Origin of the sequence: Cellulomonas uda (genome assembly GCF_006538705.1) — a bacterium.
In the GTDB taxonomy this organism is placed as follows: domain Bacteria; phylum Actinomycetota; class Actinomycetes; order Actinomycetales; family Cellulomonadaceae; genus Cellulomonas; species Cellulomonas uda.
Genome location: NZ_BJLP01000001.1, coordinates 19741 through 32164, shown reverse-complemented (window position 1 = coordinate 32164; position 12424 = coordinate 19741). Strand labels below are relative to the sequence as shown.

Here is a 12424-nt window from a genome sequence, read left to right as displayed (position 1 = left end):
TGTGGAGCTGATCTGATCGTGACCTCCTTCGTTCGCCAGTGCTTTGCCGGGCTGCGCCTGCTGCTGGTCCTAACTGTGCTGCTTGGCCTGGTCTACCCGCTGGGCGTGTACGGGGCCGGGCGCCTGATGCCCGACCACGCCGACGGCTCACTGCTCGAGGTCGACGGCCGCGTCGTCGGCTCGCGCCTCCTCGGGCAGGGGTTCGACGGCGACCAATGGCTCCTGCCGCGCCCGTCGGCAGCCGGTGACGGATACGACCCCCTGGCCTCCGGCGCGTCCAACCTCGGACCGGAGAACACCGATCTCCTGGCGACGGTCACCGACCGGCGCGATGCCGTCGCCGAACGTGAAGGGGTCGAGCTGGCTGCTGTCCCGGCCGATGCGGTGACCGCATCAGGATCGGGGCTGGACCCGCACATCTCACCGGCATACGCGGCGCTGCAAGCGCCCCGCATCGCCCGCGAACGTGGCCTGGACCTGGCGGTCGTGCTGGGCGTGATCGACGATGCGACGACAGGGCGCGACCTGGGCTTCCTCGGCGAGCCCACGGTGAACGTCCTGCAGGTCAACGCCGCACTGGCGATGCTTGACTGAGCACACCGTGACCACCACCGAGCACCCCAAAGCCGAGCACGCCAGCCCTGTGCCCGCCGTGGCGGCGGGCACTCAGCCTTGCGGGCGGGGGCGGTTGCGCGTCTACCTCGGCGCCGCGCCGGGGGTCGGCAAGACCTACGCCATGCTCGACGAGGGCCGGCGGCGCCTGGACCGCGGCGTCGACGTCGTCATCGGGCTGGTCGAGACCCACGGGCGGGTGCACACCGCCGAGCTGGTCGACGCCCTGGAGGTCGTCCCGCGCCGCCAGGTGCAGCACCGCGGCGCGGACTTCACCGAGATGGACATCGACTCCGTCCTGGCACGCGCACCCCAGGTCGCCCTCGTCGACGAGCTGGCCCACACCAACATCCCCGGGTCCCGCAACACCAAGCGCTGGCAGGACGTCGAGGAGCTCCTGGCCGCAGGGATCGACGTGGTCACCACCGTCAACATCCAGCACCTGGAGAGCCTGAACGACGTCGTACAGGCGATCACCGGGGTGCGTCAGCAGGAGACGGTGCCGGACCAGGTGGTTCGGCGCGCCGAGCAGATCGAGCTGGTCGACATGAGCCCCGAGGCGTTGCGTCGACGCCTGGCCCACGGCAACGTCTACCAGGCCGAGAAGGTCGACGCGGCGCTGAGCAACTACTTCCGGGTTGGGAACCTCACCGCGCTGCGGGAGCTCGCGCTGCTGTGGACGGCGGACCGCGTCGAGGATGCGCTGGAGACGTACCGGCACGAGCACGGGATCCACGACACCTGGCCCACCCGTGAACGCATCGTCGTGGCCGTCACCGGCGGCCCGGAGAGCGAGACCCTTATCCGCAGGGCAGCCAGGATCGCCCAGCGCACCAGCGGCAGCGAGGTTCTTGCCCTGCACGTGCTGCGCGGGGACGGTCTGACCGGTGCCTCACCCCAGGCGCTGACCGGTCACCGGGGCTTGGTCGAGTCCCTCGGGGGCACCTGGCACGTCGTCCTGGGCGAGGACGTCGCCGACGCGGTGCTCGCCTTCGCCCGCGGGGTCAACGCCAGCCAGATCGTCCTGGGCGCGACCCGCCGCACCCGGCTGGCAGCGGTGCTCTCCCCGGGGATCGCCCCCCGGGTCGTCAACGGCTCCGGCGACATCGACGTCTTGATCGTCACCCACGAGCGCGCCGGGCACGGTCGCCGAGCGCCGGCGCGCCGCAGCGCGCTGACCCGACGTCGGGTGATCAGTGGCTGGGTGCTCGCGATCCTCGGCCCCGTGCTGCTCGCCATGAGCGTCCTGTCCACCAACGCCGCCGACGCGCTGTCGGTGGTCCTGATGCTCTTCCTCGCCCTGACGGTCGCGGTCGCACTCGTCGGCGGACTGATCCCCGCGCTGGTCGCCGCGGTCACGGGCGGGTTGCTGTCCAACTATCTCTTCGCCCCGCCGGTGCACACCTGGACGATCGCCGAACCGCACAACGCCTTAGCGATCGTGGTTCTGGTGGCCGTGGCGGTCGCCGTCTCCGCGGTGGTCGACCTGGCCGCCCGCCGGACGGTGGAGGCCGCCCGCAACCGCGCGGAGGCCGGGGCCCTGACCACCATCGCCGGGACGGTCCTGCGTGGCGGGGATGACGCCATCCCCGCGATGCTCGAGCAACTGCGCGAGTCATTACAGCTGAACGCCGTCACGCTCTTGGTGCGCGAGAACAACACCTGGCTGGACAGAGTCCACGCCTACCCTATCGCAGCCGACGAGTCGAACCCGACCGCGCCGGGCCACACCGTCAACGTCACCGACGACGTCAGACTCAACCTTCACGGCCCGGCACCAACTTCACAGGGCTACCGTCTCGCCGTCGTCGTCGGCCAGCACGCCCAGGCGGCCCTGGAACGCGACCGCCTGCGCACCGAGGCCGGCGCAGCGCGCGAGGAGCGTGAACGCGGCGCCATGCGCACCGCGCTCCTGGCCGCCGTCTCACACGACCTACGCACCCCGCTGGCCTCGATCAAGGCAGGTGTCACAGCGCTGCAGACCAGCGGTGAGCACATCCCCGTTCCAGACCAACGTCAGCTCCTCGCCGACATCGACCACGAAGCCGACCGGCTCCAGTTGCTGATCGACAACCTGCTGGACATGAGCCGGCTCGACATCGGAGCCGTCACACCCCGCCGCGAGCCCGTCACAATGGACGAGCTGATCCCCAGAGCCGTCGACGCGGTGCCCCACGGCGCGGTGATCCTCGCCGTCCCCGAGACCCTTCCTCTCGTGCACGCCGACGCCGGCCTACTCGAGCGAGCTCTGGCCAACATCGTCGAGAACGCCGTCCGGTACAGCCCACAAGGCGCCCCGCCCACGATCCGCGCGGAGCACCTGGGCTCCGAGCTCGTGATCCGTGTCGTCGACCGCGGGCCGGGGGTGCCCGATGACCGCAAGGCCCAGATGTTCGCTGCGTTCCAACGCCTCGGTGACACTCCCCAAGGGCACGGGGTCGGCCTCGGGCTCGCTGTCGCCCGCGGGTTCGTGACAGCCAACGGCGGCACCCTCGAAGCCCAGGACACGCCGGGAGGTGGACTGACCATGGTCATCACCCTGCCCCTGACGGAAGCGGACCTATGACCATTCGCGTGCTGATCGTCGAAGACGAACCACCCCTCGCCCGTGCCCTGGCCGTCACCTTGCGCGCCAACCGCTACGAGGCCACCGTCGCGCACACCGGCGCCGCGGGACTGGACGCCGTCGCGAACTGGCACCCCGACCTCATCGTGCTCGACCTCGGCCTACCCGACCTAGACGGGATGGAGGTCCTACGCGCAGTCCGCGCATGGTCCAGCGTCCCGGTGGTCGTCCTCTCCGCGCGTCAGACCAGCGACGACAAGGTCGAAGCCCTCGACGCCGGAGCCGACGACTACGTCACCAAACCCTTCGGCATGGACGAGCTGCTCGCACGCATCCGAGCAGCGGCACGCCGCCGACCCAACGACGCACCACCGGTCGTCCACACCGCCGCCTTCTCCGTCGACCTAGCAGCACGGCGCGTCCGCACCACCGCCGGGGCCGACGTGCGGCTCACACCCACCGAGTGGCACATGCTCGAGATCCTCGCCCGCCACGTCGACAAGGTCGTCAGCCAGCGCGAGCTCCTCCAAGAACTGCGCGGCCCGACTCTGAACCAGGAAACCCACTACCTACGTGTCTACCTCGCCCAGCTCCGCCGCAAGCTCGAGCCCGACCCCGCCCACCCCCGCCACCTCATCACCGAACCCGGCATGGGCTACCGCCTTCAACCCTGATCACGCCCCCAGTGCTACGTGCGCCAAACGAACGTTTCCGCTACACCGCAGGAGGGCCCGGTCGGCGCAGGTCGCCGACGAGGCGCTCGATGTAGCGGAACTGTGTGCCGGAATCTACGGCACGATACTTCCCGCGCGGGACGGGTTTCGCTACGGTCGGAGAGTGGGACACCTCCTGGGCTACGCGCGCGTGTCGACGACCGACCAGGACGCGGCGCTGCAGATCGACGCGCTGACCAAGGCCGGGTGCTACCGGGTGTTCGTCGACACCGGCTCCGGGTCGCTGCAGCACCGACCGGAGCTGGACAAGCTGCTGGACCAGCTGCGCCCCGGAGACACCCTGGTCGTGTGGCGCCTGGACCGCCTCGGCCGGTCGATACGTCACCTGATCGACCAGCTGCAGGTCCTGGCCGACCGCGGCGTGGGGTTCCGGTCCTTGCAGGAAACGATCGACACGACCTCCCCTGGCGGACGGCTGGTGTTCCACGTCTTCGCCGCCCTGGCGGAGTTCGAGCGCGACCTGATCCGAGAGCGCACCAACGCCGGCCTGGCGGCCGCTCGTGCACGGGGCCGCACCGGTGGGCGCCCGGCGTCGCTGTCCGGGGACCAGGTCCGGGCTGCCCGGCAGATGTACGAGCAGAAGGACATGACCGTCGCCCAGATCGGTCAGGTGCTCGGCGTCTCCCGCACCACGATCTACCGGGCCTTGAACCGCCCACCCGCCGGCGCGGCGCCGTCACGACGAGCCACGAGCGCCGTGTAGGCCGGTCGTGGACGCGGACGGGAGGTGGCAGATCCTGCGGCTACATGTCGAGGACCAGGTCCCGCTCGCCGCGCTGGCCCGCCACCACGGCCTGGGCGTGCGCACGCTGGAACGCTGGCATGCCCGCTACCGCGCCGGCGGCCTGCCGGCCCTGAGCCGACTGCCGCGGGCGGACGCCGGCGGGCATCGCCTACCGGCGGACCTCATCGCCCTGATCGAAGGGCTCGGACTGACCCGACCCCGCCCACCAATCGCCGCGATCCACCGGACGGTGGTGAAGGTCTGCGCCGGCACCGGGTGGCCAGTCCCGTCCTACGGCGTCGTCCGATCGATCATCACCGCACTGGACCCCGGCATGGTCACCCTCGCCCTCGAGGGACCAGCCTCCTACCGGGACAAGTACGAGCTCGCCTTGCGGCGCACGGCCGACCACCCCAACGCGATGTGGCAGGCCGACCACACCTTGCTGGACATCGTGCTCGCCGGCACGGACGGCAAGCCGGCCCGGCCGTGGCTGACCGTGGTGATGGACGACTGCTCCCGCGCGATCTGCGGGTACACGGTCTTCTTCGGTGCGCCGTCGACGATGCACACCGCCCTGGCGCTGCGGCAGGCGATCTGGCCCAAGACCGACCCGCGATGGCCGATGTGCGGCATCCCCGAGGCGCTGTACGTCGATCACGGGTCGGACTTCACCAGCGACCAACTGGCCCGCACCGCGGTCGACCTGCACGTCCGCCTGATCCACTCCGCCGTCGCGAGACCCCAAGGCCGGGGCAAGGTCGAGCGCTTCTTCGGCACGGTCAACACCGAGCTGCTCACGACCCTGCCCGGACACCTCCGCAGTGGCGGGGAGCGCTGGCCCACGCCAGCCCTGTCCTTGGCCGACCTCGACGCCGCCGTCGGGGCGTTCGTCCTGGACTACAACGGCCGGGCCCACAGCGAGCTCGGCGTCGCGCCGCGGTCGGCGTGGATCGCCGACGGCTGGCTGCCACGCCTTCCCGACACCCTCCAGGCCCTGGATGGGCTGCTGCTGACCGTCGCCCGATCCAGGACGGTGCGCCGCGACGGCATCCACTTCCAGGGCATGCGCTACGTCTCACCGACCCTCGCCGGCTTCGTCGGGCGCCCCGTGGTCATCCGCTACGACCCCAGAGACATCACCGAGATCCGCGTCTTCGACCACGACCGGTTCCTGTGCACCGCCGTCGACCAGGACCACCACGCGCAGCAGATCAGCCTCAAGGACGTCCAGACCGCCCGCAACGCCCGTCGCCGCGCCCTGCGCCGAGCCATCAACGAGCGGATTGCCGTGGTCGCGGCCCACAGCCCTGAGGTCCCGACCAGACCGCTGCCGCCACGGACACAGGGCTCGGCGCGGCTCAAGGTCTACAAGGAGGACCTGAGGTGAGCGAACGCTTCATCGTCACCAAGGAGCACCGCCGCTTCACCGAGTTCGCCGACTCCGTCCGGCGCAGTCGCACCATCGGGCTGTGCTTCGGCCCGGCCGGGGTCGGCAAGACCGTCTCCGCGCGCCGCTACGCCCACTGGGACCAAGCGCACGAGCTGCTCGCCGACTGGGGCCCGCGCTGCGAGGACGACGCCAAGATCTACGCCGCCCTGGCCAAGAACCGCACCGCCCTGTACACACCCGGGGTCCTGGTCACCCCGCGGCTGCTGCGCGAGGAGTTGGACCGCATCATCACGCGCACCAGCATCTGCATCCAGCAGCACGTCGAAGTCCCGGGCCGCATCCCCCTTGACCGGTGGGGCACCCGGCGCCCCACCAACTACGTCCAGCTCGTCATCGTCGACGAGTCCGAACGCCTCAGCCCCACCGCGCTCGAGCTCCTACGCGACCGGTACGACCGCGACCAGATAGCCCTGATCCTCATCGGCATGCCGGGCCTGGAGAAGCAGTTCAGCCACTACCCCCAGTTCTACAGCCGCGTCGGCTTCGCCCATCAGTACCGGCCCCTGAGCACCGACGAGCTGCTGTTCGTCCTCCAACGCCACTGGCGTGCCCTCGGCAAGACCCTTAACGCCGACGACTTCACCGACGCCCAGACCATCGCCGCGATCAGCCGCATCACCCGCGGCAACTTCCGCCTCCTGGAGCGACTCTTCCCCCAGATCGAACGCGTCCTGAAGATCAACGAGCTGCAGACCATCACCAACGACGTCGTCGAAGCCGCAGCCAGCACCCTCGTCATCGGGACGACCTAGACACCGCCATCCATCAGCACCAGCACCCCGCCACGCACCGGCGAAAGTCACACGGTGCTCGTGCCGTTCTTGGTCGCGTCCCAGTAGAACGTCCTCAGCTCCACAGCTTCTGGCTCGCCTTCACGATTCCGGGCTTCTTGTCGTTGATGCCGTACCCGAGCAGGAACTCGCCGCCGACCTTGGTGATGCCGGAGAAGTACGTGGCGGAGAACAGGCGCGGGTTGTGCCGGCGGCGGTGCGGGAGCAGCGACGACCACGAGTGGACGAACCGGCGGCGGCCCAGGCGGACCGTCGCCTCGGGCCGGCCCAGGTCGGTGAACGTCGCGGGGCGGCCCATGTAGAGCAGGCGGCCCATGATGCGTCGCTTCTCGTGCACGATCCCGTAGTACTTGTTCCCCTCGCGGTACAGCGGCGTGCCGAGCGCGTGCAGGTGGACGGGCCGCGGCTCGGCGGCGGGGGGCAGGCGCCAGAACTTGAGGTCCTCGTCGCGCCCGAGCGTCCCGCCCGTGTGCTTGAGCAGGATGAGCGGCTCGACCTGGTAGACCACGCCGATCCCGCCGTCGGGGTGCACGAAGAACACCCAGTTCTTCTCCTGCCGGCGACGCTTGTGCACGACGCAGCGCTGCGGCGGGCACAGCTCGGGCGCGACGCGCATGACGTAGATGTCGTTCTTCGCCTCGCCCTTGACCGATCCGGTGTTGAACGTGACGTACGCGCGGCCGCTCACGACGAACAGCTTGGGGTCGGCCACGACCGTGACGCCGTGCGCGGCGCCGTGCGCGGTGAGGTCGACGATCTCGGCCGGGTTCGCGCCGTCCAGGTCGACCGACGTGTAGTACGAGCGGAACGGCCGCTGCGCCCCGGGGTGCGGCAGCGCACGCCACGCGACGTGCAGCCGCGATCCGATGCGGACCACCGAGACGTTGAAGACGTTGCTCTGGCCCGCGCCGGCCGTCAGCTCCCGCAACCAGCCGATGCGGCCCTTGTCCGTCCGTCGGCCGACGAAGTGAAGGTTGCGTATCGCGCGTAGGGAGGGCACGCCGTGAGATTCCTGTCCACCGTGGAGGCCCGGACCGCCCGAGCGGGGTCAGACTACCGGGCGGCCGAGCGGCCCCCGAGGGGTGTCCGGGAGCCGCGTCAGGTCACGCCGGAGGCGTGCGGTCCTCGCGCGGCAGCCGCCACAGCGTGTAGCCGAGCGCGAGCAGCGCGGTCAGCACGAGCAGCACCAGCCCGACGGTGTAGGAGTGCGCGGCCTCGTCGTACGTCGCCCCCATGACGAGCGGCGGGAAGTACCCGCCCAGCCCGCCGGCGGCGCCGACGACGCCCGTGACCGCACCGACGCGGTCGGCGGGTGCCCGCCGTGCGACCCACGCGAACACGCCACCCGCACCGAGGCCCAGGAAGAACGCCATGAGGACGAAGACGGCACCCGCGGGGATCTCCGGGGCGGGCTTCAGCGCCATGACGACCGCGCACGCGGCGGCACCCGCGAGGGACGTGACGACGACGAGCTTGGGGTGCGTGCGGTCCGAGAGCACCCCGCCGATCGGGCGGGCGACCACGGCCGCGATCGCGAACCCCGCGGTCCGCGTGCCCGCGCCCGCGAGGTCGAAGTCGTAGACGTCCTTGAGGTACGTCGGCAGGTAGGTGGAGAACGCGACGAACCCGCCGAACGTCACGGCGTACAAGAACGACATCTGCCACGTGACACCGAGCCGCACGGCCGCCGCGAGCTTCGGCAGGACCGCCTGCGTGCTGGGGGTCCAGCCCGGCGCGTCCCGCGCGAGCAGCCAGACCACCGCGCCCGTGACCGCGAGCGCGACCGCGAGGATCACGTGCGCGGTGACGTACCCGAACCACTCGACGAACCGCGGCGTGAAGAACGCCGACAGCGCCGTGCCGCCCATGCCCGCACCGAACACGCCCGTCGCGAAGCCGCGCCGCGCGGGCTCGTACCAGGCGTTGACGAAGGGCACGCCCGCCGCGAACGACGTGCCCGCGATGCCGAGCAGGAAGCCGAACACGAGCAGCAGCGCGTAGGACTCGCGCTCACCGGCCCACGCGACGAGCAGCACGGGCGGCACCGACGCGACGCACAGCACCGAGAGCATGACGCGCCCGCCGTAGCGGTCGGTGAGCGCCCCGACCGGGATCCGCCCCACCGCACCCACGAGCACGGGCGTCGCGACGAGCAGCGACTTCTGGCTCGCCGAGAGCCCGAGCTGCTCGGTGTACCGGACCGCGAGCGGTCCGACGACCGCCCAGGCCCAGAACGTGATGGCGAACGCCCAGGTCGCGAGCGCGAGGTTGCGCGCGCGGCCCTGGGTGGTCGCGGTGGTGGCGGCGCTCGTCGTCGAGGTGCTCATGAGCCGGCTCCCGGTCGCAGGGGTCGTCAGCGGTGGGTGGAGGTGTCGCGGTCGCGCGTGCCGACGGGGTCCCACCCGCGCCGCGGCGCGGACGCACCGGGCGTGGGACGGCGGTCACGGCTGCGGTAGACCACGTACGGGCGGAACAGGTAGTGCAGGGGTGCGGTGAACGCGTGCACGAGCCGCGTGAACGGGAACAGCAGGATCAGCGCGAGCCCGAGGAGCACGTGCAGGTGGAACTGCAGCGGCGCGGCCGCCATGGCGTCGACGTCGGGCCGCAGCGTGAACAGCGAGCGGAACCACACCGAGACGGACGTGCGGTAGTCGTGCGTGTCGTGGCCCTGAGAGAAGGCGATCACGGTCGTCGCGAGCCCCGTGCAGATCGCGAACACCAGCGCCGCGTACATGAGCTTGTCGTTGCGCGTCGTCGCCATGAAGACCGGACCGGTGCGCCGGCGCCGCACGATCAGGATCACGATGCCGGTGAGCGTGCAGATCCCCGCGACCGACCCGATCCACAGCGCACCGGCGTGGTACGTCTCCTGGTCGACGCCCACCGCGTCCGTCCACGACTCGGGGATCAGCAGCCCGACGACGTGCCCGACGATCACGAACAGCAGACCGAAGTGGAACAGCGGCGAGCCGATGCGCAGCAGCCGCGACTCGTACAGCTGCGACGAGCGCGTGGTCCAGCCGAACTGGTCGTACCGGTACCGCCAGACGAGGCCGCCGACGAACGTCACGACGACGAGGTAGGGCAGCACACCCCACAGGACGACGTCCATCAGGACCTCCCGGACTCGGTGAGCGGCAGCAGCCGCGGGTCGGCCGCGTCGAGACCGACGCTCTCGGTGGGTGGGCCCGCCGACGCCATGCGGTGCACGGCCGCCTTGTCGGCGGGCGACGGGCCGGGCAGCGTGGCGCACACCGCCTCGAGCAGGCCCGCGTACGGCGTGCCCGCCTCGATCAGCGCGAACCGGGTGAGCTCGAGGCTCGCGCGGTACTCCTGCAGCAGCGCCGCACCGTCGTCGGGGTCCGCGAGCGCCGCGTACTCCAGCACGAGCGGCAGGTGGTCGGGCAGCTCCCCGCGGGTGTCCACCAGGAAGCCCGACGCGCGGTAGCGCTCCTTGAACGCGGCGAGCACCTCACCGCGGCGGCGCGTGTCGCCGTCCGTCCAGTACGACAGGTACAGGGCCTGCTTGCGGGACAGGTCGAACAGGTGCACGTAGTCCGACTGCAGGCACGGCAGGGGCGTCGTGGTCGCGTGGTCCAGGAACGTGCGCAACCCGTCGCGCGCCCGGCCGCCGCCCAGCTCGTCGACCGCGGCGGCGAGCAGCGGCAGGCGCTCGACGAGCGCCTCGTCCGGGTACGCGAGGCACCAGGACGCCACCTGGTGCACGACGCGCGTGGCCGCGCCCGGGAGCGCGCTCGTCGACGTGGCCGACGAGCGGCGGGTGCGCAGCCTCATCGGGCGTCCTCCTCGTCGCGCACCGGGTGGTCCGTCGGGTCGTCGCGACCCTCGGTGGCGATGGCCTCGTCGGCGCTCTCCGGCGGTCCGTCCTTGCGGGGGAACAGCCCGGGCGGGGTCCCGACGCCGTCCCAGTTCAGGAGGTTGACCCGGCCGCGCATCTCGTCGGACGGCGCGATGCCCTCCGACGTCTGGCGCTGGCGCAGCGCGTGGAACGTCTCGACCGCGACCGGGACCGGCCGGCCCGACGCCTCGCCGAACGCGGCCGACTCGTACATGCCCGGGCCCTCGTCGTAGTCGAGCGAGCAGCCCAGCTCCTCGAGCTCGTGCCCCCGTTCCTCGTGCGCCTTGGGGATCACGTAGCGCTCGTCGTACTTGGCGATCGCCAGCAGGCGGTACATCGCGTACATCGCCTGGCCCGTCATGCCGACGGCGTTCGGGATCGACTCGTCGGCGCCCTCGTCGAGCGTGATGCCGCGCAGGTAGGAGCGCATGGCCGCGAGCCGCTTGAGGACGTTCGTGACGATCTCGGTGTCGCCCGCGGTGAACAGCTCCGCGAGGTACTCCACCGGGATGCGCAGCGCCTCGATCGCGCCGAACAGGGTGCCCGGGTCCTCGGCGTCGTGCCCCTGCTCACGCAGCAGGTCCACCACCGGCGACAGCGGCGGGACGTACCAGACCATCGGCATCGTGCGGTACTCGGGGTGCAGCGGCAGCGCCACGCGGTACGTCTTGGCGAGCGCGTACACCGGGCTGCGCCGCGCCGCGTCGATCCAGTCCGCCGGGATGCCCTGCTCGCGCGCCGCCGCGACGACCGCGGGGTCCTGCGGGTCGAGCATCAGGTCGAGCTGAGCCTCGTACAGGTCCTTCTCGTCGGGCACCGACGCGGCCTGCGTCACGCGGTCCGCGTCGTACAGGAACACCCCGATGTACCGCAGCCGGCCCACGCACGTCTCCGCGCACACCGTCGGCAGACCGACCTCGAGCCGCGGGTAGCAGAACGTGCACTTCTCGGCCTTGCCGGTCTTGTGGTTGAAGTAGATCTTCTTGTACGGGCAGCCCGTCACGCACTGGCGCCAGCCGCGGCAGCGGTCCTGGTCGACGAGCACGATGCCGTCCTCGGCGCGCTTGTAGATCGCACCCGACGGGCACGACGCCATGCACGACGGGTTGAGGCAGTGCTCGCAGATGCGCGGCAGGTAGAACATGAACGTCCGCTCGAGCTCGAAGCGGATCTTGTCCTCCGACTCGCGCCGCACCTTCTCGACGATCGGGTCGAGGTGACCCATCTCGTGCGTGCCGCCCAGGTTGTCGTCCCAGTTGGCCGACCACGTGATCTTGGTGTCCTCGCCCGTGATCAGCGACTTCGGCCGCGCCACGGGGAAGTCGTCGCCCAGCGGCGCCTCGACCAGACGCTCGTAGTCGTACGTCCACGGCTCGTAGTAGTCGTTGAGCTCGGGCTGCACGGGCGAGGCGAAGATCGACAGCAGGCGCCTGCCGCGCGAGCCCGTGCGCAGCGTCAGACGTCCGCGCTTGTTGAGCGTCCACCCGCCGCGCCAGCGGTCCTGGTCCTCGTACCGGCGCGGGTACCCCTGCCCGGGGCGGGTCTCGACGTTGTTGAACCACACGTACTCGACGCCGGCACGGTTCGTCCACGCCTGCTTGCACGTCACCGAGCAGGTGTGGCACCCGATGCACTTGTCGAGGTTCATCACCATGGCGACCTGGGCCATCACGCGCATGTCGTCG

11 protein-coding genes are annotated in these 12424 nt (G+C 71.0%); 6 read left to right on the top strand and 5 right to left on the bottom strand.

The features are described 5' to 3' along the window. Positions 1-18 precede the first annotated feature (18 nt). The 6 genes from kdpC (at position 19) to CUD01_RS00110 (ending at position 6841) form a co-directional block, all read left to right on the top strand. Positions 19-594, top strand: coding sequence for a potassium-transporting ATPase subunit KdpC (gene kdpC, locus CUD01_RS00135; protein WP_232514463.1), 576 nt, complete (start codon positions 19-21; stop codon positions 592-594). Positions 595-601: 7 nt separating this feature from the next. Next, positions 602-3178, top strand: coding sequence for an ATP-binding protein (locus CUD01_RS00130; RefSeq protein WP_280525794.1), 2577 nt, complete (start codon positions 602-604; stop codon positions 3176-3178). Beyond that, positions 3175-3852 carry a response regulator gene (locus CUD01_RS00125; protein ID WP_094181096.1) on the top strand — a complete coding sequence of 226 codons (678 nt, stop codon included), beginning with the start codon at positions 3175-3177 and terminating at the stop codon, positions 3850-3852. The genes CUD01_RS00130 and CUD01_RS00125 overlap by 4 nt, the downstream gene beginning before the upstream one ends. Before the next feature lie 163 nt (positions 3853-4015). Continuing rightward, positions 4016-4615 carry a recombinase family protein gene (locus CUD01_RS00120; protein ID WP_094181097.1) on the top strand — a complete coding sequence of 200 codons (600 nt, stop codon included), beginning with the start codon at positions 4016-4018 and terminating at the stop codon, positions 4613-4615. Between the two features lie 7 nt (positions 4616-4622). After that, positions 4623-6026, top strand: a complete 1404-nt coding sequence (locus CUD01_RS00115) for a TnsB C-terminal domain-containing protein (RefSeq protein WP_094181098.1) — start codon at positions 4623-4625, stop codon at positions 6024-6026. Next, positions 6023-6841, top strand: coding sequence for an AAA family ATPase (locus tag CUD01_RS00110; RefSeq protein WP_141317710.1), 819 nt, complete (start codon positions 6023-6025; stop codon positions 6839-6841). The genes CUD01_RS00115 and CUD01_RS00110 overlap by 4 nt, the downstream gene beginning before the upstream one ends. Before the next feature lie 94 nt (positions 6842-6935). Here CUD01_RS00110 and CUD01_RS00105 read toward each other — a convergent pair whose 3' ends face one another. The 5 genes from CUD01_RS00105 to narH form a co-directional block, all read right to left on the bottom strand. After that, a complete protein-coding gene (locus CUD01_RS00105) occupies positions 6936-7880 on the bottom strand; it encodes a hypothetical protein (RefSeq protein ID WP_141317708.1) in 945 nt (314 codons plus the stop codon). A 103-nt stretch (positions 7881-7983) separates the two neighbouring features. After that, positions 7984-9207 carry an MFS transporter gene (locus tag CUD01_RS00100; protein ID WP_141317706.1) on the bottom strand — a complete coding sequence of 408 codons (1224 nt, stop codon included), beginning with the start codon at positions 9205-9207 and terminating at the stop codon, positions 7984-7986. Between the two features lie 26 nt (positions 9208-9233). Then, positions 9234-9992, bottom strand: coding sequence for a respiratory nitrate reductase subunit gamma (narI, locus tag CUD01_RS00095; RefSeq protein WP_141317704.1), 759 nt, complete (start codon positions 9990-9992; stop codon positions 9234-9236). Further along, positions 9992-10675, bottom strand: coding sequence for a nitrate reductase molybdenum cofactor assembly chaperone (narJ, locus tag CUD01_RS00090; RefSeq protein ID WP_141317702.1), 684 nt, complete (start codon positions 10673-10675; stop codon positions 9992-9994). The genes narI and narJ overlap by 1 nt, the downstream gene beginning before the upstream one ends. Next, positions 10672-12417, bottom strand: a complete 1746-nt coding sequence (gene narH / locus CUD01_RS00085; RefSeq protein WP_243861009.1) for a nitrate reductase subunit beta — start codon at positions 12415-12417, stop codon at positions 10672-10674. The genes narJ and narH overlap by 4 nt, the downstream gene beginning before the upstream one ends. Between the last annotated feature and the right edge of the window lie 7 nt (positions 12418-12424).